Source organism: Flavimaribacter sediminis (assembly GCF_019492055.1).
Taxonomy (GTDB): Bacteria; Pseudomonadota; Alphaproteobacteria; order Rhizobiales; family Rhizobiaceae; genus Flavimaribacter; species Flavimaribacter sediminis.
Map to the genome: position 1 here is coordinate 1018786 of NZ_JAICBX010000001.1, position 26466 is coordinate 1045251.

The 26466-nt window shown below is 58.6% G+C and carries 23 protein-coding genes; 16 read left to right on the forward strand and 7 right to left on the reverse strand.

The genetic code is table 11. From position 1 onward, the window contains the following. The first annotated feature begins 7 nt into the window (after positions 1-7). A complete protein-coding gene (locus K1W69_RS04815; protein WP_306308759.1) occupies positions 8-796 on the forward strand; it encodes an amino acid ABC transporter ATP-binding protein in 789 nt (262 codons plus the stop codon). An 18-nt stretch (positions 797-814) separates the two neighbouring features. On the opposite strand, the gene K1W69_RS04820 is transcribed toward K1W69_RS04815, so the two are convergent. Together K1W69_RS04820 and K1W69_RS04825 are read right to left on the reverse strand one after the other, a co-directional pair. Continuing rightward, on the reverse strand, positions 815-1945 hold the full coding sequence (locus K1W69_RS04820; RefSeq protein WP_370688180.1) for an FAD-dependent oxidoreductase: 1131 nt from the start codon (positions 1943-1945) through the stop codon (positions 815-817). A 78-nt stretch (positions 1946-2023) separates the two neighbouring features. Next, positions 2024-2269 carry a zinc-finger domain-containing protein gene (locus tag K1W69_RS04825; protein ID WP_220227186.1) on the reverse strand — a complete coding sequence of 82 codons (246 nt, stop codon included), beginning with the start codon at positions 2267-2269 and terminating at the stop codon, positions 2024-2026. A gap of 255 nt (positions 2270-2524) precedes the next feature. Between K1W69_RS04825 and K1W69_RS04830 the strand changes: the two genes are divergently transcribed. From K1W69_RS04830 to pncB, 3 genes are all read left to right on the forward strand, one after another. Continuing rightward, positions 2525-3322: an alpha/beta fold hydrolase gene (locus K1W69_RS04830; RefSeq protein WP_220227839.1), complete on the forward strand. Its 798-nt coding sequence runs from the start codon at positions 2525-2527 to the stop codon at positions 3320-3322. After that, positions 3319-4230: an alpha/beta fold hydrolase gene (locus K1W69_RS04835; protein ID WP_258570809.1), complete on the forward strand. Its 912-nt coding sequence runs from the start codon at positions 3319-3321 to the stop codon at positions 4228-4230. Before K1W69_RS04830 ends, K1W69_RS04835 begins: the two co-directional genes overlap by 4 nt. 113 nt (positions 4231-4343) lie before the next feature. Beyond that, positions 4344-5633, forward strand: a complete 1290-nt coding sequence (gene pncB, locus K1W69_RS04840) for a nicotinate phosphoribosyltransferase (RefSeq protein WP_220227187.1) — start codon at positions 4344-4346, stop codon at positions 5631-5633. A 2-nt stretch (positions 5634-5635) separates the two neighbouring features. Here the strand turns inward: pncB and K1W69_RS04845 are convergent, their stop codons facing one another. Then, positions 5636-6445 carry an enoyl-CoA hydratase-related protein gene (locus K1W69_RS04845; protein WP_220227188.1) on the reverse strand — a complete coding sequence of 270 codons (810 nt, stop codon included), beginning with the start codon at positions 6443-6445 and terminating at the stop codon, positions 5636-5638. 145 nt (positions 6446-6590) lie between these two features. Between K1W69_RS04845 and cysE the strand changes: the two genes are divergently transcribed. Beyond that, positions 6591-7409, forward strand: a complete 819-nt coding sequence (cysE, locus tag K1W69_RS04850) for a serine O-acetyltransferase (RefSeq protein ID WP_220227189.1) — start codon at positions 6591-6593, stop codon at positions 7407-7409. Between the two features lie 218 nt (positions 7410-7627). Beyond that, positions 7628-7843: a DUF3126 family protein gene (locus K1W69_RS04855; RefSeq protein WP_220227190.1), complete on the forward strand. Its 216-nt coding sequence runs from the start codon at positions 7628-7630 to the stop codon at positions 7841-7843. 9 nt (positions 7844-7852) lie between these two features. On the opposite strand, the gene K1W69_RS04860 is transcribed toward K1W69_RS04855, so the two are convergent. Next, positions 7853-8614 carry a hypothetical protein gene (locus K1W69_RS04860; RefSeq protein ID WP_220227191.1) on the reverse strand — a complete coding sequence of 254 codons (762 nt, stop codon included), beginning with the start codon at positions 8612-8614 and terminating at the stop codon, positions 7853-7855. A 181-nt stretch (positions 8615-8795) separates the two neighbouring features. On the opposite strand from K1W69_RS04860, the gene K1W69_RS04865 reads away from it, so the two are divergent. After that, positions 8796-9323: a gamma carbonic anhydrase family protein gene (locus tag K1W69_RS04865; protein WP_220227192.1), complete on the forward strand. Its 528-nt coding sequence runs from the start codon at positions 8796-8798 to the stop codon at positions 9321-9323. A 98-nt stretch (positions 9324-9421) separates the two neighbouring features. On the opposite strand, the gene K1W69_RS04870 is transcribed toward K1W69_RS04865, so the two are convergent. Continuing rightward, positions 9422-10024: a transglutaminase-like cysteine peptidase gene (locus tag K1W69_RS04870; protein WP_220227193.1), complete on the reverse strand. Its 603-nt coding sequence runs from the start codon at positions 10022-10024 to the stop codon at positions 9422-9424. Positions 10025-10246: 222 nt separating this feature from the next. On the opposite strand from K1W69_RS04870, the gene K1W69_RS04875 reads away from it, so the two are divergent. The 3 genes from K1W69_RS04875 to K1W69_RS04885 are packed head-to-tail and all read left to right on the forward strand — an operon-like array spanning position 10247 to position 13317. After that, positions 10247-11158, forward strand: coding sequence for a cation efflux transmembrane domain-containing protein (locus K1W69_RS04875; protein ID WP_220227194.1), 912 nt, complete (start codon positions 10247-10249; stop codon positions 11156-11158). A 51-nt stretch (positions 11159-11209) separates the two neighbouring features. Then, the gene (locus K1W69_RS04880; RefSeq protein ID WP_220227195.1) at positions 11210-12418 is read left to right on the forward strand and encodes an HlyD family secretion protein; all 1209 of its coding nucleotides are present in this window, start codon (positions 11210-11212) and stop codon (positions 12416-12418) included. Further along, a complete protein-coding gene (locus tag K1W69_RS04885) occupies positions 12415-13317 on the forward strand; it encodes a cation diffusion facilitator family transporter (protein ID WP_220227196.1) in 903 nt (300 codons plus the stop codon). Before K1W69_RS04880 ends, K1W69_RS04885 begins: the two co-directional genes overlap by 4 nt. A gap of 21 nt (positions 13318-13338) precedes the next feature. Here K1W69_RS04885 and K1W69_RS04890 read toward each other — a convergent pair whose 3' ends face one another. Continuing rightward, positions 13339-13950 carry a PilZ domain-containing protein gene (locus tag K1W69_RS04890; protein ID WP_220227197.1) on the reverse strand — a complete coding sequence of 204 codons (612 nt, stop codon included), beginning with the start codon at positions 13948-13950 and terminating at the stop codon, positions 13339-13341. A 292-nt stretch (positions 13951-14242) separates the two neighbouring features. Here K1W69_RS04890 and K1W69_RS04895 point away from each other — a divergent pair, with 292 nt between their 5' ends. Next, complete coding sequence (locus K1W69_RS04895) at positions 14243-15001, forward strand: rhomboid family intramembrane serine protease (RefSeq protein WP_220227198.1); 759 nt, start codon at positions 14243-14245, stop codon at positions 14999-15001. Between the two features lie 182 nt (positions 15002-15183). Next, positions 15184-15612, forward strand: coding sequence for a CBS domain-containing protein (locus K1W69_RS04900; RefSeq protein ID WP_220227199.1), 429 nt, complete (start codon positions 15184-15186; stop codon positions 15610-15612). Here the strand turns inward: K1W69_RS04900 and K1W69_RS04905 are convergent. Beyond that, positions 15609-16037 (reverse strand): HIT family protein, encoded by a 429-nt coding sequence (locus tag K1W69_RS04905; RefSeq protein WP_220227200.1) that lies wholly within the window; start codon positions 16035-16037, stop codon positions 15609-15611. The two genes, K1W69_RS04900 and K1W69_RS04905, sit on opposite strands and share 4 nt — an antisense overlap. A 195-nt stretch (positions 16038-16232) precedes the next feature. Here K1W69_RS04905 and K1W69_RS04910 point away from each other — a divergent pair, with 195 nt between their 5' ends. From K1W69_RS04910 to ade, 4 genes are all read left to right on the forward strand, one after another. After that, the gene (locus K1W69_RS04910) at positions 16233-17978 is read left to right on the forward strand and encodes a thiamine pyrophosphate-dependent enzyme (protein WP_220227201.1); all 1746 of its coding nucleotides are present in this window, start codon (positions 16233-16235) and stop codon (positions 17976-17978) included. A 327-nt stretch (positions 17979-18305) separates the two neighbouring features. Next, on the forward strand, positions 18306-20213 hold the full coding sequence (locus K1W69_RS04915) for an autotransporter assembly complex protein TamA (RefSeq protein ID WP_220227202.1): 1908 nt from the start codon (positions 18306-18308) through the stop codon (positions 20211-20213). Between the two features lie 65 nt (positions 20214-20278). Continuing rightward, positions 20279-24478 (forward strand): translocation/assembly module TamB domain-containing protein, encoded by a 4200-nt coding sequence (locus K1W69_RS04920; RefSeq protein ID WP_220227203.1) that lies wholly within the window; start codon positions 20279-20281, stop codon positions 24476-24478. Positions 24479-24520: 42 nt separating this feature from the next. Beyond that, a complete protein-coding gene (gene ade, locus K1W69_RS04925) occupies positions 24521-26239 on the forward strand; it encodes an adenine deaminase (RefSeq protein ID WP_220227204.1) in 1719 nt (572 codons plus the stop codon). Positions 26240-26466: the final 227 nt, after the last annotated feature.

A 26466-nucleotide genomic window follows, 5' to 3' on the forward strand; every position in this document is an offset into this window, starting at 1 on the left:
TAACAAAATGTCAGAACCAGCCATCGAGGAAGTCGACCGTTCCAAAATGACCGTGTCCGACACGGAGGTCGCGGTTGAAATCATCGGCATGAACAAGTGGTACGGCGATTTTCACGTCCTGCGCGACATAAACCTGAAGGTCATGCGTGGCGAGAGAATCGTCATTGCCGGCCCGTCCGGCTCGGGCAAATCGACGATGATCCGTTGCATCAATCGACTTGAGGAGCATCAGCAGGGCACCATCGTTGTTGACGGCATCGAACTGACCAACGACTTGAAGAAGATCGATGAAGTGCGTCGTGAAGTCGGTATGGTGTTCCAGCATTTCAATCTGTTCCCGCATCTCACGATCCTGGAAAACTGCACGCTGGCGCCGATCTGGGTGCGCAAGATGCCGAAGAAGCAAGCCGAGGAAACGGCGATGCATTTCCTGACCCGGGTCAAGATCCCGGAGCAGGCGCACAAATATCCCGGCCAGCTGTCCGGCGGTCAGCAGCAGCGTGTGGCGATCGCCCGTTCGCTGTGCATGAACCCGCGAATCATGCTGTTCGACGAACCGACCTCGGCTCTCGACCCGGAGATGATCAAGGAAGTGCTCGACACCATGGTCGGCCTTGCCGAAGAAGGCATGACGATGCTGTGCGTGACCCACGAGATGGGATTTGCCCGTCAGGTCGCAAACCGCGTGATCTTCATGGACCAGGGGCAGATCGTCGAGCAGAATGCGCCAGACGAGTTCTTCGACAATCCGCAGCACGAGCGCACGAAGCTGTTCCTGAGCCAGATCCTTCACTGATCCGGCGGAAACATCGCCTTAGCCGGCCCTGTAGCCGTAGAGCCAATCAAGGTCGGCCAGAAGCGACTCCCCACCGCGGAGTGTGAAGACGATGTCGCGTCCCAGCCTGAAAGGGCCCATTGCCTGGTAGGCGAACTTGTTGAGCAAGCCGCGCTGGCCGACGCGTCGGATGCGGGGCCTGCGATGCGCCTCGAAGCGCATGAGGGCTGTTGCGGTTTCAATGTCGGTCCGGTCCAGCCAGGACGCGAGTTCACAGGAATCCTCTATCGCCATCGCCGCCCCCTGGGCAGCGTGCGGAGCCATCGCGTGGGCGGCGTCGCCGATGAGTATGGTGTTGTCATCGCCCCGCCAGGACGCATCTGCGACTTCGTAGATCGGCCAATGGCGCCATTCGGCTTTCGCCAGGACAATTCCGATCGACGCGTTCCACCTTTTGAATGCTGCCAGCAGACGGCTGGCGTCGCCCTTGAGGTTCCAGCCTTTCTCGCTGCGATGTTCGGGGATCGTTGCAACGAGGTTTATCGTCTCGGAACCGATTCGGTAGATCACGAGATGCGCGCCGGGGCCAAGCAGCGCCGTCACGTCAGTGTGCGAAAATGACTTCGGAAGCTCCGCAATCGGCAGCGTTGCTCGCCAGGCGGCGTAGCCCGAGAAGCGAGGCTCCGCAGACCCGCGAACGGTGCGTCGCAGGCTAGACCAGACGCCGTCTGCGCCCACGGTCACATCGGCGCCGCCTGACGCTGGCGCCTCGATCCGTTTGCCGAACTCGAACTTGATTGAACTGTAGCGCCGGCTTGCATTCAGAAGAACATCCTGCAGCCTGGCCCGGTGGATGACGGCGTAGGGCGCCATCCAGCGATCACGTGACATGGCTCTGACGGGCAATCGGGCAAGCGTGCGCAGTGAAAGACCCGAAACAAGCTGCAGGTGATCGGGTTCATACCAGACCTCGGCAAGGTCGTCCCTCAGGCCGAGCGCGTCGAAAATTCTGGTCGCATTCGGCGAAAGCTGCAAGCCGGCGCCGATTTCCTCAAGCGCCGGAGATTGTTCGAATATCCGGACTGTATGGCCTTTTTCGGCCAAGGCGAGCGCTGTCGTCAGTCCCGCAATCCCGGCGCCAACGATATCGATATGCTTTGTGTTCTTCACGGGTATCCGTACATTTCGTTCGGACAGTCGTCGTGTCTGATTTGCGTTCAGGGCCGACGCGTCCCTGACAACTCCGCCTTAAAGAATTGCGGCGTTGAAGAGGCAGTCTTCCGGAAGCGTTTTTGTCACGCTGAGAAGCGGATTATAGCGATAGTGGGTCGAACAATAGGGACAAACGATTTCCGTGTCGTCTCCCATATCGAGAAATTCGTGCGGATGATCGAAAGGGGGATTGGCGCCGACGCACATGAATTCCTTCGTTCCAACCTCGATCGTGGTGTGGCCAGCGTCATTGTGGAAATGAGGAATTGTATGTCCGGCCATGGATTTCTCCGTAAGAGTAAATGTTTCAAGCATGCATTTCTGCGGTCCATCGCCCCGCCTGCTGATCGCAAAATTCCGGCGCGTCTTCAAGTCCAAATTTTTGCGGTAAACCCGTTTGTGATCAACCCCATTCATGCGCGTCGAGCGATCTGTCTCTTGATTTTCGAAGCCCGCTGGGTTTGAAAACAGAAAAGCAAACGGTCCGCATGTCGAATGGATCGCGTTGCGGTGTTTTATGCTTCGGGTCTGGACGATATGGTTATAGAGGCGCTGCCGATGCAGCATTTCACGAATGGCGATCTGCGGATCGCCTATCTCGACGCAGGCCGGCGCGACGCATTTCCAATCCTGCTGATTCACGGCTTTGCCTCCACCGCTCACATCAACTGGGTCAACACCGGTTGGGTCAAAACCCTGACTGACGCCGGACACAGGGTGATTGCTCTCGACAACAGAGGACATGGCGCGAGCGATAAACCGCATGATCCCGACCGCTATACATTGGCGGAGATGAAGAGCGATTCCGTGGCGCTGCTGGATCATCTGTCTGTTCCGCAGGCCAATGTCATGGGCTACTCGATGGGGGCGTCGATAACGGTGCGACTCGCGCTTGACGATCCCGACAGGGCGGCGTCGCTCATTTTCGGCGGACGCGGATCGGCCATCCTGGAGCCGAACCTCGACTGGAAATCGATCGCAGACGGTCTCCGGGCGACCTCGGCTGACGACGTCACTGGCGAACCGGCGCGGCGGTTTCGTCTCTTCGCCGACCAGACGGGGTCAGATCGACTGGCGCTCGCCGCCTGCATTCAGTCAATTCGTACTTTTTTCACAGAACAGGAACTCGCGACGATCGAACACCGCGCTCTTGTCGCAACCGGAACGAAGGACGACATTGCAGGACCGCCGGAGCCATTCGCCGAGGCGCTGGCGCATGGCGAGGTGTTTCACATCGAAGGCAAGGACCATATGCTCGCCGTCGGCGACAAGACCTACAAGGCGGCCGCACTGGAGTTCCTGGCCGGCGGCTCGGGAGACAAGTTTACCGGATGAGCGGCCAGGCAGTCGATATGCCCCGACCGGTCGAGCGGGTGCGCAAGTTTACCGGAAGCCATCAAAACTGTCTGGTTGCGACGACCTTCGGGGCAGGCGGACCGCCTGTGGTTTTCCTGCATGGCGGCGGGCAGACCCGTCACGCCTGGCAAGCGACGGCGAGAACGGTCGCCCGCGCCGGCTGGACGGCGATTTCCGTCGATTTACGCGGACACGGCGATAGTGACTGGATTGACGGCGCACACTACAATTTCGACGATTTCGCCAAAGACGCGCTCCGCCTTTTCCAGACGATCGGGAAGGAGTACGGGGAGAAGCCGGTAGCCGTTGGCGCGTCGCTCGGCGGAATTTCCTCTCTGATCGCACAGGACCTGTCCGGCCAGGACTTGCTCGCAGGGCTTGTTCTCGTCGATGTGACTCCCCGGATGCGGCGGGACGGCGTCGAAAAGATCCTGGGTTTCATGGGAGCAAGAGCCCATGAAGGCTTCACATCCCTGGAGGAGGCGGCTGACACGATCAGCGCCTATCTGCCAAACCGAAATCGACCCAAATCGCTGTCGGGCCTTTCCAAGAACCTGAGGCGGGGAGAGGACGGCCGCTATCGATGGCACTGGGATCCGGCATTCATATCAGGGCCTCATCCGATTGAACCCGGGCAATTCACCACGGAAGAGAAGCGGGTCGAGGCAGCCCGCGCGTTGACCATTCCAACGCTACTGGTTCGCGGACGACAATCGGAGCTTGTTCAGGATGAGCACACCGAGGAGTTTCTCGAAATCGCGCCGCACGCCAGGCTTGCGGATGTTTCGGGCGCCGGTCACATGGTCGCTGGCGATCGCAATGACCTGTTTCAGGCGGCCATACTCGATTTCCTCGGTGACTTGCGCCAAGGCGAAGCCACGTCGTAGCCGCATGCGCATTTGTTGACGCAGCGCGGACAGTATGGTCTGTCAGTCGCGCGTGTAGCGGATGTAATGCATTTCGGCTTCACGAACGACGGTTCTGTTTGAATAGGCGCAACATGGACATCGCTTCACGAGTTTACGATCACAACTGGAAGATCGATCCGATCGTCCGGTCCTTGATCGATACGGACTTCTACAAATTGTTGATGGCGCAGTCGGTTTTCGGAAACAATCCGGACACCAGGGTCACGTTCAGCATCATCAACCGGACGAAAGAGGTGCCTCTGGCGCAGCTGATCGACGAGAAGGAGCTGCGCGACCAGCTGGACCATATACGCGATCTCAGGCTCACTCCGGGCGAGAGCACATGGCTGCGCGGAAACATGTTTTACGGCAAGCGCTACATGTTCCGTCCGGACTTCATGGAGTGGTTCGAGAATTTGCGATTGCCGCCTTACCATCTGGAGCGCCGCGGCGATCAGTATGAATTGACTTTCGAAGGCCCGTGGCCTGCCGTCATGCTTTGGGAAATACCGGCGCTCGCTGTCTTGATGGAGCTGCGTTCCCGCGCAGTTCTCAGGGACATGGGTCGTTTCGAACTTCAGGTTCTCTATGCGCGCGCAATGACGAGGATCTGGGAGAAAGTTGGAAACCTGCGTGGTCTGGACGCGCTCAAGATCGCCGATTTCGGCACACGCCGCAGGCATTCCTTCCTGTGGCAGGACTGGTGCGTGCAGGCCATGCTCGAAGGTCTGGGCGACAAGTTCATCGGCACATCGAACTGCCTGATTGCGATGCGACGCGACGTCGAGGCCATCGGGACGAACGCGCATGAGTTGCCAATGGTCTATGCGGCGCTGGCAAACAGTGACGAGGAGCTGGCGTCTGCGCCTTACAGGGTGCTGGAGAACTGGCAGGAAGAGCATGACGGCAACCTGCTGATCATCCTGCCGGACACCTACGGCACCGAAGGTTTTCTGGACCGTGCGCCGGACTGGTTGACTGACTGGACCGGCATTCGAATAGACAGCGGAGATCCGGTCGTCGCCGCTGAAATGGCGATACGCTGGTGGCAGTCGCGGGGGCAGGATCCGCAAAAGAAGCTGCTGATCTTTTCCGATGGTCTGGACACGGACAAGATCATCGACATCTACAACCGCTTCCATGGACGCACGCGCGTCAGCTTTGGATGGGGCACGCTGCTAACGAACGATTTCCGGGGGCTCGTCGACGGGGACCGACTGGCGCCGTTCTCGCTCGTCTGCAAGGCCGTTTCCGCCGATGGGCGGCCGACAGTCAAGCTGTCGGACAATCCCCGCAAGGCCATGGGGCCGCCGCAAGAGATCGAACGGTACAAGAAGGTCTTCGGCGTCGGCGTTCAAGAGGAGCAGGACGTCCTGGTTTGAACTCAGCTTCCCCTGAAAACGGGTTTGCGCCTTTCGCGGAAAGCCAGCCGGCCTTCCTCGTAATCCCTGCTTGAGAACGTCAACGCTCCGAGAACAGAGGCCTTTTGGAAATCGTCGGCGCTATGGCTGAGCGCGGCGCGTATCGCCGCCTTTGACGCGCGGTTGCTGAGGGGAGCGTTCGCGCAGATCTCCGAAGCCAATTGCAGCGCGCTTTCCTCCAGGTCCCGGTCGTCGTGCAGCGAAAGAATAATGCCGGCGTCGAGAGCCGTCGCAGCGTCTATCCTGCGTGCCGAATAGAGCATGTAGCGGGCAAACTGCGGGCCCGCGGCCTCCACGATATCTACCATTGCATCCGCAGGATAAGACAAGCCAAGCTTGCCTGCAGGCACGCTGAAAGAAGCGGTGTGGCTGGCGATACGCAGATCGGCGGCGGCGGCAAGGCCGAACGCCCCGCCGAAACAGATGCCTCTGATAACGGCCAGAACCGGTAAGGGACATTCGCGCACAGCCCGAAACGCATCGGAATTCGACTGTTCGTAGCGTTCGGCCGTGTGCGGGTCGCGTCTTGCTGAATCGAATTCGCCGATGTCGGCCCCTGCGGAAAAATCGCTTTCCCCACCGCCCATCATCAGCACGCATCGAATGTCGTCAGCCTGGTCGATCAGTTCGAAGGCATGGACGATTTCGCGCCACATCTGGTGCGTGATCGCGTTCTTTTTGTCCGGTCGATTGAAGGTAATCGTTGCTATGGAATCGGACCAGCTTAGAACGATCTGGCCGTCGGCAAGCGGCTTCGAAGGTTGATTGTTCAATTTCTTTGTCACCGTCGTTGAAAAGTTTTCGATTTGAATAATCGCGGATTCGCCCTATTTTTATCGCAAGTTTACCAAGGCGCGATAGGTTCCGAAGCAAATGCGGCTCCGGTCGTCACGCAAAAATGTCGAGGGAGACGCCGCGATGCCAGCACCAAAGGCGCTGAAGGCGGAACAGATCAAGGCGATGGATCCGATTTGGGACGCCATCCGTTTGGAGGCCCAACAGGCCGCCGACAATGATCCGGTTCTCGCAACCTACCATTATTCAACCATCCTGAATTTCCGCACGCTTGAAGAAGCCGTGATCCATCGCGTATGCGAGCGTCTCGATCACGCGGACATGCCGACCAATCTGCTGCGCCAGACATTCGACGAAATGCTTGAAGACTGGCCGGAATGGAGCGCGATCCTGCGGGTCGATATTCAGGCGGTTTACGACCGTGATCCGGCTTGCGACCGATTCATCGAGCCGGTGCTTTATTTCAAGGGATTCCATGCAATCCAGGCGCATCGTCTCGCACACTGGCTGTGGGAAAACGGCCGCCGTGATTACGCCCTTTATCTCCAGAGCCGGTCTTCGGAAGTATTCCAGACGGATATTCATCCGGCGGCGCGCATGGGCAAAGGCATCTTCCTCGATCATGCGACCGGTCTCGTCGTTGGCGGCACCGCGATCATCGAGGATGACGTTTCCATTCTGCACGGAGTAACGCTGGGCGGAACCGGCAAGGAGCCGGGCAACCGGCACCCGAAGGTTCGCCAAGGCGTTCTGATCGGCGCTGGCGCCAAGATTCTCGGCAACATGGAAATCGGGCGTTGCTCACGCATTGCATCGGGTTCGGTAGTGCTTTCGGCTGTTCCCGAAGCGTCGACGGTGGCTGGCGTGCCGGCGCGGGTCGTCGGTAAGGCCGGGTGCCTGGAGCCGTCACGGTCAATGGACCAGCTCGTCGGCGAAAGCTGAGACAGTAAAAATTCGAATTTCAGGCCCGCATCCCTTGTTGCGGGCCTTGTCGTTCAATGGAGCCGGATTGCCGTCGGTCTCAGCCGGCTTTGAATTCAATCGAAAGTGTCAAGCTGTCCCTCGCTCTTTACATCGTTGCTTCTGACGTGCGAGAAGCGCCGCTAACCTGAAACGCCGGGCGACCCGCGTCGCCGACAGGTCAATTGACGGAGATTGTCTTGAAGCCGGAAGAACTGCGCAAACTGGATTCCTATTTCAAACACACATTCAACGCCAAGATGGCGGTTCGAAAGCGTCCCAACAAGGACGACTCGGCGGAAGTCTATATCGGAGATGAGTTTCTCGGCGTGCTGTTTCGCGACGATGACGACGAAGACGATCTTTCATACAATTTCACGATGGCTATTCTCGAGATCGATCTGGACGATCATTAAGTCCCATGATTACCGGGACAGGCGTTGCTTGCGGGGAGGCCGGGCGCTGATGATTGCCGAGGACACGTAAAAATTCATTGCCTGATCCAGGGCTTTCCATTGCGGCAACAGGTCCTGGCTGAAGCGGTACATCATGCTCATGCCTTGTCCTGTATGCACATCGCGCATGCAGGTCCGCGCCTCGTTCGGCAGATCCGAAGGATCGATGCATCTGGCGACAAAGGGATGGGCGGCGTTCGTCTCGACATAGAGATACTCACCGGCATAGCGGCTGGTCTCGTCGAAGGTAAACCGTGTCAGGCCATAACTCAGCTTCTCACCGTTGAGATCGACAAGTCGACTGTATACAGGCGCGAACCGCTCCGACATGTCGAGCGGCATTTCCTGCCTGCTGAGCGTGATGAACACGATATCCTGTGAACTGTCGATGCCGTTGAAAAGATCTTTGGTCTCTTCGCTGTAACCCTCCAGGCTTGGCCAGAGCACGTAGAGGTCCACCCTGTTCGCTACGCCGTCGTTTCGTTGCTCTTCAAAGCGGATCATGTTGTCCGCGATGCGCAACGTGTCGTCGCCTATTCTAATGGTCCGGATGGTCGGATCCGCGCTGAAGCCGCTGGTGACGATTGTGTCGCCGTACCAGTGGCCTGCTATGTTCAGCAGCACGGTCAGCAACATCAGGGACGCGGCGACGGCGGCGGTTTTCCAGATGAACGCCTGCGATATCAGGGGGCGCGGGTCGATTGCCGGATTTGCCGATTGCGAGGAGGCCATCAAATGGAATTCCCGTGCGAGCAACGCCCGCAACTCTGGATCAGGTTATTTTGGACGCGATTTTCGCCAATTGTAGTTAAGACCACGTAAACCTGCGTAATTCCGGCGCGCCGGCGCATTGTCATTTTCCCGGTAGCTGCTATGCGAGGATAGGATTGAGTGAATACGCGGAGGATTTGATATGGCGCTTTACAAACTCGACGACGAAAGCCCCAACCTGCCGGACGGCTTTTTCTGGGTTGCGGAAAGCGCATCTGTGATCGGCAAGGTGAATATCGGTGAGGATGTCGGAATTTGGTTCGGATCGGTTCTGCGCGGGGACAATGAGCCGATAACCATCGGCAAGGGAACTAATGTTCAGGAAAACTGCGTCATGCATACGGATAAAGGTTTTCCGCTCGTCATCGGCGAAGGCTGCACAATTGGTCACAGGGCGATGCTGCATGGCTGCACGATAGGCGACAACAGCCTGATCGGCATGGGCGCTATCGTGCTCAATGGAGCGAAGATTGGCGCCAATTGCCTTATAGGAGCAGGCGCTCTCGTGACTGAGGGCAAGGAAATACCGGACAACAGCCTTGTCGTGGGATCGCCGGCAAAGCCGGTTCGTGAACTCGACGACAAGGCGGTCGCCATGCTGCAATGGTCCTCGCGCCACTATATTGAGAATGCGCGCCGGTTTGCAGCCGGTCTCGAAAGAATTTCCTGAGAAAAAAAGAGCCGTCCCTGGGGTGGGACGGCTCACAGGCCTGGTCTGAGACGGGAAGGGTGGGGACCGACCGAGGCCTGAATTCCGGTTGCGCGCCGTTATTTGCGGATGCTTCCGACGAATGTGGCGCGGCTGTCCTGCAGCTTGGTCCATCTGCCGGTGTTGACGGAGGATTGGCGCTTCAAAAAGGTGTAATCGGTTTGCGACCACAGCAGGACTTCATCGTGCATGTTGTCGAGGATGAAGTCGCCATGGTCGGTTCTGACCGTAAGCACGGCGTGTCCTGATCCATCGGTTTGCCGGACAATGGTGATCAGCAGGTCAGAAGCGCGAAAGCCCATCTGCATAAGCAGCTTCTGTTTCAACAGCACATAATCCTCGCAGTCGCCGACAGCCTTGGGGTAAGCCCAGAACTCTTCGACGCCGAACACATCCTGATCGGTCATCGGGATAATATCGCGGTTGACCTTTGCATTTATGCTGACCATCCGGTTCCACGCGGCCTTGTTCAGTTTCATGGGCGCGCTGTCGGGTGTCCTGTAGTTGCACTCGGACGGATAAAGCTTGCAAAAATTGTAGTGACCGATCGGCTGGCTGGTGCCTCCGAGCGTCTGCATGTTGCGCGAGAAGCCCAGCGCCGGCCCTGTCAGCCAGACCATGGCGAGCATGAAAACGCCGCCAATATACAGTGTGGATTTCATGATGCGTCCCTCTCCATCTTGAGGGAACTATCTCACGTCAGTTTTTAGATACCGGAAATTATCGCAATAAAAACAAAGGCTAATTCGGAATAAATGCAGTTAAAATTCTATCGAACCGGGTAAGTGGCGGGAAACCGAAAACACAATTGTACAAATGGTTTGCCAGGCGCTTTCTATCGGCCGGATACCGAATTAATGTGCCCGAAAGGGGAGAGTGGGGCAATGCGGCAGCCAACCGAAGCGGAGCTCAGAATTGAGCATTCCATGCGTGATCCGTTTTTGGCGGACAATGCGACGAATGCAATGCTTCTGCTCGCCGGCGTCATGTCCGGATCGTTGACGTTGATCAGTGAAGGCATCCGGAGCTGCCTCATGCTGGCTGCCTCGACCTATGCCTATGTCGTGCTGCGCGCCAAGCATCGTGGCCGCTTCGATCACTACGAATACGGGCTGGACAAGATTGAGAGCTTTGTCGGACTTGTCGTGGGGGGCGGGCTACTCGCAAGCGGGTTGTGGGTCGCTCAGAGCGTGGTTTCGACTATTGTCGGGGGAGAACCGACCGCATCGCCGCTGGGGCTGGCCTTGGGCGCGGTGGTGAACGCCGTCAACGGCGTCGTGAACATTCTTGGTTGGTGGGGGATGAAGAAGGCCGAGCCGGAAGAACCGTCCGATGTCTTCAAGGCCCAGCTCAATGCGCGGTTCGTCATGATGGCGTCTTCGATCTTTCTCCAGATCACGCTGACGATCGCCGCTTTGGCGATCGATCCCGTCGTCGCGCTGCTGATGGATGCGTCAGGCGCTGCTTTCGTCGCTGCGATCATGGTGTTGCGCGGCGTTTCGATGCTGTTCCGCTCGGCGCCCCAAATTCTGGATTCAAGACCGGACGAGGACGTTTGCAAGGCGTTGCGAGAGGCCGCAGAGGTGGTTGTCGCACCCGCGCAGGTCGCCCGGTTCAGGGCGCGGCCAATCATGGAGGGTGTTCAGGCCGAAGTATTCGTGACGGCGCCGCCGGATACGCCGGCCTCGGTTCTGTCGCGGTGGCGCCAGGACATACTGGATCGCCTGCAGAACGGCGCCTTGAGGATCGAACTCGCGGTTCTTTCCGAACGCCAGGCCGACGGACCGGAAATCTGACGACACAGACGAGCATGTAATCGCTTTTCGGGGAATCAAACGGGGGTATCGATGCGCGGAAGGAAAGTTCTGCTACTGACAATCTTGGTGTTTGGAGCCTATTGCCTGTGGATGATTGGACCGTACATCCGGTCCACGCTGGTTCGCGACTCCGCCATTACAACCTGGTCGCGGATGGCTGTTGCGCCTATCGAAGGTCGTATCGTAACCGATCTGCCGCTCGCCGGTTCGATCGTGGGTAGCGACGGCCTCGTCGCAACGATCGAAAATCCGCTGCTGTTTGATGAGAAACGATCGGTGGACGACATGCGTCAGCAGGTCGCCACCGCGCAGAGCAATGCCGCCGAAGCGATGGATCAGCTTGACGACATCGAAAGCCTGGAGCGGCAAAGAGTGAGTCAACGAGACCAGTTGGCGGAGGTTTTTCACAAAACCCTTGAGACAGAGATCCAAACGCTCAATCGGCAGATTGCGGTGAATGCAAAGCGGATCGACGTGCTGCAGCGGATCGTGGACCGCAGCCAGACCTTGACGGAACGCGGCGTTGGATCGAACGCCGATCTCGACGAGGCCGCGCTCCGGTTATCCGACGCCAACGCGCGTGACGCCGAACTCAACGCCGAGCTTGCATTTGCGATGTTGCGGGACAAGGCGGCGGAAGCCGGCGTGTTCATCGCCGCTGATGGCAGCACGCCCGACTGGCTCCGCTATGGTGAACTGGAATTGCAACTGCAGCAGCAGAAGCTGCGCCATGAGCTCGACCGCGCGAATGCCCGCGTGGAGGACGCAAAACGTGGACTTGGATTGGCGACAACAGCGCTGGCGGAACTTTCCGCTGCAAACGTGACCGCGCCGGGCGGCTCGCTGATCTTCAGTGTGCTCGCCGCGCCGGACGCCGCAGTCACCGCTGGTCAACCCATCGTCGAATGGATCAATTGCGATGTGCTGCTGGTGGACGTGCCGGTGCCTGACGCCGAAGTGCCGCTGATCCGCAAAGGAGACCGGGCGGAGATCGTCATGGAAGGAGAATCCTCCGTCCGTGAAGCGAAAGTTCTCCTTACGCGGGGATCGGCGTCTCCGATCGGCCGCAAGGATCTGGCGGCTGTTGCGAAGGGGCGCGCTGCAGGCGTCGCGCAGGCGTTGCTTTCGCTTGACAGGGAAGGGATGGACCCGGACCGGTGTCCGATTGGCCAATCCGCATATGTCCGGTTTCCGGGCATAGGCCTGTTTGACGTGCTGAAGGCGCGTTTGCGGCTATGATCGCCAGCGAGCATCGTACGCCGACGCCGATCGAGCTCGAAAGAGAGCGAACTCTGATCATCACGGAAGTCGCCGACACGGCCATTGTTGTCCTGTTAATCGCCGCAGCTCTCGCCAGCGGGTCGCTGACGATGCTGGGTGAGGCCACGCGCGGTGCGCTTACCCTGAGCATCGGATATTACTCGTTGTGGCTGTTGCGCGCCGTGCACAGAAATACCTTGAAGGGATTTCATTTCGGCACGGGGAAGATCGAGCAGTTTGCCTGGGTTGTCGTCGGACTTGGCATGGTCTTCGGCGCATTGTGGGTCGGCCAGAGCGTATTCCGGGCCCTGGCTGGCGACAGTCCCGCAGCCAGTCCGCTCGGGCTCGCGGTCGCGGCAATCTTCAATGCTCTCAACTTCTGCATCAACTGGCTTAGCTGGCGCAGCATGCGCGCCGCGGCCAAAGACGACACGGGCGGCGTTCTTGGCGCCGAACTCAGCGCCCGGTGGGGAGCCGTCGTTGGCACCGGCAATCTCCAGGTGACACTGACTTTGGCCGTATTCGCCAGGGATCCCGGGGTCGTTCTGCTGCTCGATTCGTTCGGAGCGATGCTTGTCGTCTTTCTTATGCTGCGCCGGGGTGTGCGAATGATCAGCGCTGGTCTCTCGAGCCTGTTCGACCAGCCGGCCGATCCTGAAAGGATGGAGGCGGTTCGCACTGCGGTGCAGGCTACGGTTCCGGAACGCGCGCTGATCGGATTTCGAACGCGGCTGGGCGGGGACAGGCTGTTTGTCGAAGTCGCCGTTGATACGGCGTCTGACCCGACGATCGGGGATATCGAGAATTACAGACGATCGCTGCAAACGGCGCTACGGAGTCTTGAGACACCCGTCGATCTCGTCGTTGTCGCTTCGTGAATTGCGCGTGAGGCGCAGAGGTCAGATGTAATTTTCCAGCGCTTCCGGCGGCTGAATGGTGGCGAATTCTATTGCGATGCCGTCATCGAAATGGCGCACGACACGGCCGCGCATGTTTCCGAGAAGAACATGGGACCCGAGCGCAGGCCTGGCCTCGATCTCGATTGCGGCGCCGGACATCGAAAGGTCCACGATTCGACAGGGATAGGTGTCGCCGTCGGCGAGCTTGATTTCCGCATTCGGATCACGCGGGACGATTCGCTCATGCCGCCGATCTTCGGCTACGCCCATCTCGTTGCGGTTTGCGAACCAATTCAACTGCGCCGCGAGTTTCTGGCGCTTTCTTTCAGTCGCCTTGATCTTGATTCGAAACCCGTCTTCAGCCAGGCCGGACATCTTGCCTTCGACCCGTCCGATGTGGTCGATATAGGCGATAATTCTCTCCTGGCTTTGTGGCCTGGCCGCACAGCGGAAATAAGCCTCGAAGGGAGACATCTCCACTGCAACGCATTGATATTCATTGAAATCCGCGCACATGAGGCGTCCGCTAAGATCAAGGGCGACAACCTTGTGTCCATTGCTCTCAGGATCAGGCGTGATAATGCGCTCCAATGTCGGCCTCGTCGTTTGCATGGAATACTGATCCTTGAAAGGGTGGGACCCAGCCACCGTTGTACTATATATCTATGCTCAACCGTTAACAACCGGTAATAGATGTTATCGATGGAAACGATACAATTAAAAATAGAAGTACATCAGGCAAATTATCAATGGTTGCAAATCAGTATTATTCATCTTGGTTAACAATTTATTCGCGAGTGCTTGCCGTCCGGCCGGCCGCCAATACGCGTTTTGGCGAACCGCTTCTTTTTTCGCGCCGAACGGAATACTAGCTAAGTCCGATTGAGTGTGAAAGGCGCGTATCATGGCGGAGAGACAGCCCGATCAGGAAAACAGCGGTCCTGCAGGCGACTGGTCGAGCGGGCAACCGCCGCGACAGCCGATTTTCAATCTGCCCGCGGTCGTCACCTGGGCGACATTTGCGATGTGGTTCATTCATGTCGCCAGGGCCTATGTCCTTACGAACGAACAGAATATTTTTGTTCTCATTCATGGCGCCTTCATTCCGATACGCTATGAATCCGTGTCGCTGTTTACCGATCCGGCGGCTTTCTGGACGCCTGTCACCTATTCATTGCTCCACGCGAATTTCGCGCACTTGATCGTCAACACGCTCTGGCTCATCGCTTTCGGCGCGGTTGTCGCGCGTCGAATAGGAACGCAGCGATTCGTCATATTCTGGATTCTGTCGGCTATGGCGTCGGCGGGGGTGTATTTCCTGTTTCACGAGGAGAGCGGCGCGCCGATGATCGGCGCCTCTGGCGTAATCTCCGCTCTCATGGGCGCTGCGGCGCGTTTCGCCTTTCCCCGGCGCGGCGGCTTCAATCGCCTCAATGCGCACAGGCTGCCTTATCAGACGCTGCAGGAAACCCTCGCGAACCGCACTGTGATCACTTACGTGGTGGTATGGTTTGCAATAAACGCGATTGCCGCCTTCGGCCTGCTTGGCGGACCGGGCCCCGATGCGCAGATCGCCTGGGAAGCGCATGTCGGCGGCTTTCTCTTCGGCTTCTTCGCATTTCGGTTCTTTGACGTCGGGCCGCATTTCAAACCTGCCGCCTGAACCTTTGGCGGAATTGTTTAAGTCTCACATTTCATTTCGTTTCACGAAGAATTCGAGATCGTTCCGCACGCTACCATTTGCTTGCAATTCGCCGCCGCTGCGCGCACGATACGATGTCTGATGCGCCGTTGCGGCGGCCGGGAAAGGATGCCGCCGTAACGAATGTGAGTGAGGAGACACCCATGACAGTCAAGGCAATACTCGATCAGAAAGGCCGTGAAGTGATCACGGTCACGCCTGAAATCTCACTGTCGGAAGCCAACGCCAGGCTGGCGGAATACAAGATCGGCGCCGTCGTCGTCGTCGACAAGTCCAACAGGATCTGCGGAATCCTGTCGGAACGCGATATTGTGCGCGCGCTGGCCGCCAAGGGGGCTGACGCGATGTCCGGACCTGTCTCATCCGCCATGACTGCGAATGTAAAGGTCTGCAGCGAGACCCATTCGGTCAATCAGTTGATGGAGATGATGACGCAGGGACGGTTCCGTCACCTGCCGGTCGAGGTCGACGGGAAACTGGGAGGTCTCGTCTCGATCGGCGACGTCGTGCGCGTGCGCATCGAACAGGTCGAGCGCGAAGCCGAGGAAATCAAGGCCTATATCGCCAGTTAATCGACTGCGGCGGCAATCTTTGCCGCGTTGGCCTTGAGTTCGTCCGCGTCGCCCTGCTTGGAGGCGGGCGGCAGAAGGGCGACGCCTTCGAAACGCGGAATGACGTGGACATGCAGGTGGAACACCACTTGTCCGCCGGCAGATTCGTTGAATTGCTGGATGGTCACGCCGTCGGCCGCGAACGCCTTCTTGCAGGCCCGCGCCATCCGCTGGACGGTTTTTCCCACTCTGGCGTAGTCTTCAGGCGCGATATCGAGAATATTGCGCGCCGGGTTTTTCGGAATGACCAGGCAATGTCCGGGTCCGCGAGGCATGATGTCCATGAAAACCAGTGTGCCGTCGTCCTCGAAAACCTTGTGGCAGGGCAGTTCGCCACGAAGAATCTTCGCGAAGATGTTCTGATCGTCATAGGCCGGTTCACTCATCCCGATAGTCCTCGTTCATGCTTGGTTGGCGGTGAGATACACATGAAGGGGCGCGCCTGTTCCGTCAAGGACGAGTATGGTTGCAATGTCTCGCAATTTCGTGTCGGCGCGTTTGGGCTATAGTTTGAGGTCAGATGGATAATTCGGTAACGCTTCATCGGTAGGTTGCCAACAAATCAAACTGGAGGAATGAAAATGGCGTCGAAGAATGTTTGTGAAGTGCTGCTGGATAACCTTGCTCATGCCGGAGCCAGCCACATTTTCGGCGTTACGGGCGATGCGCTCAATCCGTTCCTCGAGGCGATCCGCGGAGACGGACGCTTCGAGTGGTTCGGCGTGCGCCACGAGGAAAACGCCGCCTATGCGGCCTACAGCCAGGCGGCGCTGAGCGGCGGAATAGGCGTGTGCGCAGGCACGGTCGGCCCAGGCGCTCTGCACCTGATAAACGGTCTCTACAACGCCAAGAAGGAACGGGCGGGCGTTGTTGCGATCACCGGTCAGGTCGCCCACAAGGAGCGCAGCACGAACTATCACCAGGAAGTAAACCTGGAGAAGATGTTTGACGACGTCTGCGGCTTTCAGGCGATTATTCACACGGCCGAGGCGGCGCCGCGGCTGATGCAGATGGCGATCCAGAAAGCGTTGATCGAGCGCGAGGTCGTGCGCATAGAATTGCCCATCGACGTCACCGAACAAAAAGTGCCTGAAATCCGCAAGGATTTCCATTTCGTGACGAAACCTTCGGCGATCATCCCGCCGCAGGAGGAAATCGAACGCGCCGCCGACCTGATCAATCAGGGTAAGAAAGTGGCGTTCTTCTGCGGTCACGGCTGCCATGGCGCGCGAGACGAAATCGTGGAGCTCGCCAAACGCATTCACGCTCCGATCACCCATACCCTCAAGGCCAAGGAAGTCTTCGACTATGATGACGGTCCCGTGGTTGGCATGACGGGCCTCCTGGGCAATCCGGGCGGCTATCACAGTGTGCGGGACTGCGACGTCCTGGTGATGCTGGGAACCGACTTTCCCTATGAGTGGTTCATTCCCGGCGGTATCGAGGTCGTCCAGGTGGATTGCCGCGCCGAAAACGTCGGCAGGCGAACAAATGTGACGGTCGGGCTGATCGGCACGATCAAGGAAACAATCGGTCTGCTCGCGCCGTTGATAAAGGACAAGTCGGACGCCGATTTTCTTGACAAGCAGAAAAAACGGTCATCGAAATGGCTGGAGGCAATGGAAGAACAGGGGTCGCCGGAACGCACCTCCAAGCCGTTGCATCCTCAACTTTTCGCCAAGGCTGTGTCGGATATGGCGGACGACGATGCGATTTTCGCGGCTGATGTCGGCGAATGCACCGTGTGGCTTGCGCGTCAGATGCGCATGAAGGGCGAGCGTCGCATGGTCAGCGCCTTCAATCATGGCTCCCTCGGTTCCGGCCTGCCGTCCGCGCTTGGCGCGATTGCTCAAAATCCCAAACGTCAGGTCTGGTCGCTGTGCGGCGATGGCGGTTTCGGTATGGCCATGCAGGATTTCGTGACCGCGGTGCGCTATGACTGGCCGCTCAAGGTGATCATCTTCAACAATTCCGAACTGGGTTTTGTCAAAATGGAGATGGAGGTGGCGGGTTACGCCTACAACAAGAACGCCACGCATCTGCAGAACCCGGACTTTGCTGAATACGCGAAGATCTGCGGCGGAGACGGCGTTAGGGTAGAAGACGCGGATCAGGTCATTCCCGCCATCGAAAAAGCCGCGGCGTCCGACAAGCCCTTCATCATCGACGCGATCGTGACCTCCGGCGAGTTCGCCATGCCGCCGCATATCGAGATAAAACAGGCTTGGGGTTTTGGCCTTGTGAAGGTCAAGGAAGGCATCCTCATGTTGAAGGGCGATGAAAGCCAGTGGGGCAACTGGAAGGACGAAATCAAGGCTTTGCTGTAACCTGAAAACAGTATCCGATTAAGAAAACAACGAGATTCATATTCATTTTTCTGAAAAGAACTATGGTTAGGAATTCGTGATTTCTTAATTCTATTGTTGTTCAATCACCGAGTATCGCAGACACAATTGTTGTTTGCGCCGGATGAGTATTGCGTTCCGGGTACTGGCCGAAAGCCGACTTCCCGGTTAATGATTGAAAAAACACCGTTTGCGAGAGCGAACGGGACACGTATCGCGTACAGGGAAGGGACAGCACGGGTTTGGTTCCAGACTTTCGGAATACTTGCTCCAAGCCGCACCGCTAAATCGATGACGGGCAGCCGAACCATGTCTGAACGGGCGCATTCCAGGGGCAGACATTGTCTCGCCTCGATGCTTTGCGTCGGCTTGATTCATGTCGCTCAGCCGGCTTTCGCGTTCGAACTTTTCGGGATCCATCTGTGGGGCAAGAAGCAGGAAGCAGTCGAAGAGATCGAACCCGTCCCCGATCCTGTGACCTATAAGGTGGAACTCAGCGTCGACAACGAGGAGATCAAATCGGAGCTCGAATCGTCGTCGCTTCTGCTCGCGGAAGAAACCAAGCCCCCCTCCGGCACCATCGGACTTCTGACCCGGGCGCACAATGACCAGAGGCGACTCGTCGCAACACTGTATTCGCTGGGCTATTATGGCGGCACGGTCTCCATCCTCGTAAACGGTCGTCCCTATGAAATCGTGCCGATCGACGCCGGCCTGGACAGGGCCGGCACCGTCAATGTCGTGATCCACGTCAAGACCGGTCCTCTTTTCCATTTCGCCCCGGCGGATGTCGTCGCCTCCGACGGCGAGACGGTGGACCTGTCGGAATATGGCGTGGTCCCGGGCGAGGTCGCGCAATCCGGACAGGTCGCGCAGGCCGCCTCAAGGGTTGTGAGCGCCTGGCGCGACAAGGGCTACGCCTTTGCTAAAATTTCTGACCAGGAACTGATCGCCAACCACAACAACGATCTGTTGGAAGTCAAATTGCGCCTCGATACGGGCATAAAGGCGGTTTTCGGCGATGTGAAAGTGGTTGGCGCCGTCGACATAGAGCCGGATTTCATCATCCAGCAGGCGAATATCAAGCGCGGCGCGATCTTCAGTCCGAAAGACCTTGCCGACGCCAGCAAGCGGCTTCGCGCGCTGGGCGTGTTCTCCAGCGTCGTCATAGAGGAGGCGAGCGCCCCGGATCCGGACGGATCCGTTCCGATCACGATCACGGTGAGCGAGCGCGATCCAAAGGGCTTCGGCATCGGCCTGACCGCCGCCACGCAGGATGGCCTTGGCGGCGAGGCGTTCTGGGTGAACAGGAATCTGTTCGGCCGGGCGGAGTCCTTGCGGTTCGAAGCCTCGATGCAGGGCGTCGGACGCGACAATCTCGAAACCGATCTCGACTATCGCGCGGCAATGATATTTTCGAAGCCCGGTGTCTTCGGGCCGCTGACGACATTCAGCACGAAACTCGAGGCTGAGCTTCTCGACAACGACGCCTATTTGAAAAAATCCGTTTCCGCCAATTTCGCGCTCGAACGGGAATTCACCGACACGGTCTCCGGCACGGCCGCGCTGGACATCGAATATGCGGACTTTACGGAAACTGTCTATCCGTCGCGATCGCTGATCGTTTCTACGCCGCTGGAACTCACCTGGGACACCAGGGACGACAAGCTCAATCCCACAAAGGGCATGCGTTTCGTGCTCTATGGAGAGCCGGCCTTCGATTTCGAAGATTCAGCGTCCTTCTTCAAGACAAAGGCAGTCTTCAGCGCGTATCAGGCGCTGAACGAGGCCCGGACATTTGTCCTCGCAGGCCGCCTTGCCGCCGGCACGATCGTAGGCGCTGGCATATCCGAGGTGCCTCCCGACCGGCTGTTCTTTGCCGGCGGCGGTGGTTCGATCCGCGGTTACGCCTATCAGGCGGCAAGCCCGCGCGACAGCGAAAACCAGCTGATCGGCGGCTTGTCGCTGATCGAGGCGTCTGTTGAAGCCCGCGTCGGCCTGACAGAGAATTTTGGCCTTGCCTTCTTCGTCGACACCGGCGGCGCTTTCTCGTCATCGACCCCGGGCGATGGCGGCCAATGGTACACCGGCGTCGGCGCCGGCGTGCGCTACAACACGCCGGTCGGTCCGTTGCGCATGGATTTCGCCATTCCGCTGGAACAGATCAGGGACGAACCCTCCTACGGGATCTATCTCGGATTGGGTCAGGCGTTCTGATCGTTACCATTGATTGAGTGAATCGATATAGTGTCGCCGTTATTGAACCTTACAAGGTAGGCATGATGAAGATTCTTACGCGCATTCTGCTTGGCCTTTGCATCGTGATCATCGTGCTGGTCGCGGCGGTGTTCGGGCTGCTCGGGACGCGTCCGGGTCTCGATCTTGTCGCCTCGGTCGTCAACTCCGTCGCCAGCAACGACGATCAGACAATCGAGATAACCGGTATCGACGGCGTTCTTTCCGGCAGGCCTTCGGTAGAAAAGGTAACGATAGCCGACCGTGAAGGCGTTTGGCTGACCGTTGCGGACGTTCAGGCGGAACTCGCGCTTCTGCCGCTCCTGAGGGTGAACATCCGGGCGGCCGGCCTTTCAGCCGACATGATTGACCTGGCAAGGCTGCCGCAGGGCAATCCGGACGCCGAACCCGCGCCAGGCGACAGCGGCGGCTTCTCGCTGCCGGCTATCCGCGCCGACATTCAGAATATTTTCGTTCGCGAAATCAGGCTCGGGGAACCGGTCATTGGCGAAGCCGCCACGCTGCAATTGACCGGCGCCGCCATGCTTGACGACGCTCCGGTCAATATCGCCGGCAATCTCGAACTCCTGCGAACCGATGGCGCGCAGGGCGACATCAAGGCCGACTGGAAACTGGCGCCGGATACAAACGAACTGAAGCTGGACCTTTCGGTTAGCGAACCCCGCAACGGTCTGCTTGCGCGAACCCTGGATATTTACGGCCTGCCTTCAGTCGATGCGCGGATCAAAGGCGACGGGCCACTCGACAACTGGCAGTCCGAGATTTCGGTGAGCCTCGACGGCGAGGAAACGGTTTCGGGATCGGTGGCGCTTTCGTGGACACAGGAGCGCCAGCAGGTTTCCGGCGCCCTGGCTGGACAACTGGCGCGATTGGCGCCGCAGCAGTTCAAGCCGGTGCTCGCCGGCGAAACGGACATCAAGGTGGATGTGACGCGGGCGAGCGACAACACGCTTCGCATCGATACGCTGAGCGTCAAGTCGCAACTTGCTTCGCTCAGCGCCGCCGGTCATGTGCTGCCGGACAGCAACGCGGTCGACATGCAGGCCAGTCTCGAATTCGGCATGCCGGGCTCGGATGTGATGATTCAGCTCGACGACAATGCGTCCGTCACTGTCGGGCATGTGCAGATGACCACGGCGCTCAAAGGGTCCATGGACGACGCGCAATGGCAGCTGGAAGCCGCAGTCGCGTCGCTTTCCGACGGCGCCCGGTCGCTGAACGATCTGCGCATTACGGGAAGTTCGCCAGACATCAATGTGAATGCGCGTTCCGGTTCCGCCGTTGTCAAACTCGATATCGGTTCTCTCAATTCGGGGCAGGCGGAAGTCGCGGATCTTGTGAATGGTCCCGCCAGCATGACGCTCCAGGCGAACCTGAATGGCGACAGGCTGGACCTTCAGGATATTCAGTTCGCGCTCAACCAGGTCAGGGGCGCTCTCAAGGGCGACGTCGATCTGGCGGATCTCACGCTCTCGCTGGCTCTCAGGGCCAATGTTCCTGCGCAGAAGGAGGGGCTTGCCCACCAGTTGTTCGGCGATCAGGCGCTGGACATATCAGGAAATCTGGCGCGCAACGGCGAAGGGTTGCTGAGTTTCAGCAATCTGGACGTCAAGAGCGGCAATCTGATGCTTGGCGGTAAGGGTCAGCTTTCCTCATCAGCTCTCGAATTTGACGGAGACGTCGCGCTGCAGGACCTTTCGGCTCTCAATGCCGACGTCGCCGGTTCGGTGCAGGCCGATATCCGTCTGAGCGGCTCTCCGGAAGATCCGTCATTCGAGATCACCGCCCGGGGGCGCGATGTGGTTGTTCTGGAAAATGCGCTCGAAAATCTCGTTCTCACGGCGCAGGGCAGGAACGCGGTGTCGGATCTCGCCGCCGATATCAAGCTCGATGGCCGTTACAACGAACAGCCTTTGTCCATCGTCGCCGATGTCAGTCGCGGCTCCGGACCGATACCGCTGATCAGCAATCTGAAAGTGGACATTCCGGGTGTGACGGCCAGCGGAGGCTTGCAGCCGAACGCGGACGGCGTGGTGACCGGGGAACTCGATGTCGACGTCACCTCGCTTGAGGAACTCGCGCCGTTGTTGCTGCGCGACGATCTCGCAGGCAAGCTGACTGGCAAAGTCGTTTTCGCCGACAACGATTCCCGCCAGACCGTCAACGCCAGGTTCAGTACCGACAGGCTCGACGCAGCCGGCGTCGTGGTCCAGAGCATGACGGCCGATCTCAATGTCTCGATCCTGCCGGACGGACTTGGCATGCTGGCCGACGTCCGGGCCGGGCAGATTGACGCGCAAGGCCAGAAAATCACCGACGCTGTGATCAAGGCTTCCGGCGATCTCGACAAGATGCCGCTGAGCATCAGCGCCAATGTGGCGGATTCTCCCGTGCGTGTTTCGGGCTGGGTCTCCATGGTCGACAACGTGACGACGATTGCGCTCGATGAAGCGAAAGGAACCTATTCGAACATTCCACTGAACCTGACCCAGCCGATCGAGATCCGCATCACCGGCGAGACGACGCAACTGCCGGAGATCGCGCTGCAGATCGGACAAGGCACAGCGACTATCAGCGGCTCGGCCGGCGATCAACTGGCAGTGGACGTCAAGATCGAGCGGTTGCCGTTGTCGATCATCGACAATGTCGCGGCAACCGGCATGGGGCCTCAGGGAACGCTCAGCGCCACTGCGAAGATCACCGGCGCTTCGTCCGATCCGACTGTGGATTATCAGGTAAATGTAGAAAGCCTCTCTACCGAAATCACCCGTTCCATACAGGCGCCTGCGCTTTCCATCGCATCCTCCGGCACATTCGCTGGCATGGTTTTGAACACGACCAGCCGCGCCTTTGGGGGCGGGCTTGAACTGAACGCCAATGGCAGCGTCAATCTCAGAGGAGACTCGCCTCAGCTCGATATCCGCCTGCAGGGCGCCGCCCCGTTTGCATTCGCCGGACTGGCGCTGGCGTCGTCCGGCATACAGATGAATGGCGTAGCCAACGTATCGTTGTCCGTGTCGGGTTCGGCGGCCAATCCGAACCTCAGCGGCCAGATATCGACAAGCGGAGCGACGTTTATCGAGGACACCGCCCAACTCGTAATCCGTGACATAGCGACCACGATTGATTTCACCGCGGCTCGAGCGACCATCAGCAGCCTGTCCGGACGGCTGGGCCAGAACGGCAAGATATCCGGTTCGGGCTATGTCGATCTGGACGCCGGCGCAGGCTTTCCAGCCGACATTCAGGTGTCCCTTGACGACGGTGTCTATTCCGACGGGGAGATAGTCACTGCCGAGTTTGATGCGAAAATGCGCATAAACGGGCCGGTCGCCACCACTGGAGCGCTGGACGGGACCGTCGATATCAGGCGTATGGACATTACCGTGCCCGATACACTGCCGTCATCCGTTCCGCTGGTCGACGTCAAACACATCAATCCGCCTGCGGCTGTCGCCCGGCAGACGCAGGAAATCACGAGCAGCGGCAGTTCAAGTTCGAGCAGCGACGATTCGGGAGGTTTGCAGCTTGATCTGACGGTCAACGCTCCGGGACGGATATTCCTGCGTGGGCGCGGTATGGATGCGGAGTTTCGCGGCAATATCGAGGTGGTCGGCTCGGTGGGCAATCCCCGCGCCACGGGTGATTTCGAATTGGTGCGAGGCCGCATCAACGTCCTGACAAAGCGTTTCGAGTTCGATCATGGCAAGATCATCTTCACAGGCCCACTCGATCCCACGCTTGATTTCGAGACCGCAACGACCCAGAGCGGCGTTACCTACTCGGTCAATGTCGATGGAACTGCTTCGTCGCCGCAGATTACGTTCTCGTCGAGCCCGGAAATGCCGCAGGACGAAGTGCTCGCCCAGTTGTTCTTTGGCAAGGGCGTTTCCAATCTGTCCGCGATCCAGATCGCGCAGCTGGCCGGAGCGATCGCCGAAATCAGCGGAACGGGCGGTGGCGGCGGCCTGTTTGGAAGCCTGCGAAATTTTACCGGACTGGATGATATCGATATTCAATCCGGAGGAGCCGACGGTGAGACGACCGTCGGCATCGGACGCTATCTGAACGACAGGACCTATCTCAATGTCGAGAAGGGACTGACAGGGGAATCGGGTCGCGTGCGCATCGATGTCGAACTGACGGATCATCTCAAGCTGCGCGGGGAAGCCGGAATCGACGGCAACACCAAGGCCGGCATTTTCTATGAGCGGGATTACAAGTAGACGGCCCGGGGCTGGCGTCGCCGATTGATTGGGTGTGGGGACATGATGAATACGCTTGCGCGTCGTATTGACCAGGGCAGAGGGGTGGAAAAGGCCGATCTGGTTCTGAAGGGCGGCGCGATATTCGACCTTGTCACAGGCGCGTTCATTCACACAGATATCGCGATTTGCGGCGATGTGATCGTCGGCACATGCGGCGATTATGCCGGCGTGACGGAAATCGACATCACCGGCAAAACCGTCGTTCCGGGATTCGTGGATACACATTTGCATATTGAATCGTCGGCCGTAACGCCGTTCGAGTTCGACCGCTGCGTCCTGCCGCGCGGCGTCACAACGGCGGTCTGTGATCCGCATGAGATCGCAAACGTCATCGGCGCCGAGGGTATCCGCTATTTTCAGGCCTGCGCCGAAAACACGATCATGGATATCCGCATCCAGCTCAGCAGTTGCGTTCCGGCGACCGCTTTCGAGACCTCCGGCGCATCGCTCGACGTTCACGACCTGGAAGCGCTGAGAAATCATCCCAAGGTGCTCGGCCTCGCCGAAATGATGAATTATCCGGGCGTGCTCGCAAAGGACCCGGTCTGCCTGGAGAAGCTGGCGGCGTTCTCGGACGCCCCAATCGACGGCCACGCCCCGCAATTGCGCGGACTCGACCTCAATGGATATCTGTCCGCCGGCATTCGGACCGATCACGAGGTGACGACGGCGGAAGAGGCGCTTGAAAAACTGCAGAAGGGCATGCAGGTCTTCGTGCGCGAGGGGTCGGTGTCGAAGGACCTCGCTGCGCTGATGCCGATCATCACGGAGCGCAATTCACCGTTCATCGCCCTGTGCACGGACGATCGCAATCCGCTGGATATCGGCGAACACGGACATATCGACTACATGATCCGCACGGCGATCGCGGCCGGCGTCGAACCGCTGGCGATCTATCGCGCCGCCAGCCTGTCCGGCGCTCAGGCCCATACGCTAAGGGACCGCGGCCTGATCGCCCCTGGCTGGCGGGCGGATATTGTCGTCCTGAACGATCTGGAGACATGCGATGTCGATCAAGTTGTTTGCGCTGGCCGCCTTGTCGACGAGGCGTTGTTTGCGACCCGCAATCTCGTTCCGCCGGTTGGGCGCAACAGCGTTCATATACAGCCCGTCTCGGCGGAAGATCTGAAGGCCCACCAGACGAACGGGTCCACGCCGGTCATCGGCGTCATTCCCGGCAAGATCATAACCGAGCACCTGGAAATGGACTTGCCTGTCGAAGACAGCAGGCCGCAGATTGATTTCGAACAGGATGCGCTCAAGGTCGCGGTCATCGAGCGGCACGGAAAAAACAGCAATATCAGCGTCGGCTTCGTGCATGGCTTCGGCCTCAAGAAAGGGGCAATCGCGTCTACCTTGGGTCACGACAGCCACAATCTGTGCATCGTCGGAACCAACGAGCGCGACATGGCTGTCGCCGCCAATCGACTGGGCGAGATCGAGGGCGGTTTCGCGGTTGTCGAAGACGGCGAAGTCAAAGCCGAGATCAGTCTTCCTGTTGCCGGTCTCATGAGCCTCGAGCCCTACGAGACGGTCTATGACAGTCTGAAAAAACTGAGAGAGGCCGCATACGCGCTCGGCACGGTGCTTGAGGAGCCGTTCCTCCAGGTCGCCTTCCTGCCGCTGCCGGTCATTCCGCACCTGAAGATCACCGACCGCGGCATGTTCGACGTCGACCGTTTCGAACTGATCCGGGAGAGTGCAGAAGACGCCGGTTAAATTCGGGCATCCTTGTAAATCGTTGCGATTGCGTGAGAACGAAAAGGGAACAATACCGCTGCAATTCGCGCTCATCTGTGCTATACATTCCCTTAACGGAAGGATGTTTGAAAGCGGCCTGGAAATGCAGTTTTATCTCGAATTCGCAAATTCCCGAAACAAAGCCAGATGGTGACGCGAATTCTCGCATTCCCGAAACAAAGCCAGTTTAAGCCCCGAAACCTGAA

Bases quoted from the DNA above. Each gene is read 5' to 3' on its own strand.
- K1W69_RS04815 (WP_306308759.1), top strand. From the start codon at position 8: ATGTCAGAACCAGCCATCGAGGAAGTCGACCGTTCCAAAATGACCGTG.
- K1W69_RS04825 (WP_220227186.1), bottom strand. From the start codon at position 2,269: ATGGCCGGACATACAATTCCTCATTTCCACAATGACGCTGGCCACACC.
- K1W69_RS04830 (WP_220227839.1), top strand. From the start codon at position 2,525: ATGGTTATAGAGGCGCTGCCGATGCAGCATTTCACGAATGGCGATCTG.
- K1W69_RS04835 (WP_258570809.1), top strand. From the start codon at position 3,319: ATGAGCGGCCAGGCAGTCGATATGCCCCGACCGGTCGAGCGGGTGCGC.
- pncB (WP_220227187.1), top strand. From the start codon at position 4,344: ATGGACATCGCTTCACGAGTTTACGATCACAACTGGAAGATCGATCCG.
- cysE (WP_220227189.1), top strand. From the start codon at position 6,591: ATGCCAGCACCAAAGGCGCTGAAGGCGGAACAGATCAAGGCGATGGAT.
- K1W69_RS04860 (WP_220227191.1), bottom strand. From the start codon at position 8,614: ATGGCCTCCTCGCAATCGGCAAATCCGGCAATCGACCCGCGCCCCCTG.
- K1W69_RS04865 (WP_220227192.1), top strand. From the start codon at position 8,796: ATGGCGCTTTACAAACTCGACGACGAAAGCCCCAACCTGCCGGACGGC.
- K1W69_RS04870 (WP_220227193.1), bottom strand. From the start codon at position 10,024: ATGAAATCCACACTGTATATTGGCGGCGTTTTCATGCTCGCCATGGTC.
- K1W69_RS04875 (WP_220227194.1), top strand. From the start codon at position 10,247: ATGCGGCAGCCAACCGAAGCGGAGCTCAGAATTGAGCATTCCATGCGT.
- K1W69_RS04880 (WP_220227195.1), top strand. From the start codon at position 11,210: ATGCGCGGAAGGAAAGTTCTGCTACTGACAATCTTGGTGTTTGGAGCC.
- K1W69_RS04885 (WP_220227196.1), top strand. From the start codon at position 12,415: ATGATCGCCAGCGAGCATCGTACGCCGACGCCGATCGAGCTCGAAAGA.
- K1W69_RS04890 (WP_220227197.1), bottom strand. From the start codon at position 13,950: ATGCAAACGACGAGGCCGACATTGGAGCGCATTATCACGCCTGATCCT.
- K1W69_RS04895 (WP_220227198.1), top strand. From the start codon at position 14,243: ATGGCGGAGAGACAGCCCGATCAGGAAAACAGCGGTCCTGCAGGCGAC.
- K1W69_RS04900 (WP_220227199.1), top strand. From the start codon at position 15,184: ATGACAGTCAAGGCAATACTCGATCAGAAAGGCCGTGAAGTGATCACG.
- K1W69_RS04905 (WP_220227200.1), bottom strand. From the start codon at position 16,037: ATGAGTGAACCGGCCTATGACGATCAGAACATCTTCGCGAAGATTCTT.
- K1W69_RS04910 (WP_220227201.1), top strand. From the start codon at position 16,233: ATGGCGTCGAAGAATGTTTGTGAAGTGCTGCTGGATAACCTTGCTCAT.
- K1W69_RS04915 (WP_220227202.1), top strand. From the start codon at position 18,306: ATGTCTGAACGGGCGCATTCCAGGGGCAGACATTGTCTCGCCTCGATG.
- K1W69_RS04920 (WP_220227203.1), top strand. From the start codon at position 20,279: ATGAAGATTCTTACGCGCATTCTGCTTGGCCTTTGCATCGTGATCATC.
- ade (WP_220227204.1), top strand. From the start codon at position 24,521: ATGATGAATACGCTTGCGCGTCGTATTGACCAGGGCAGAGGGGTGGAA.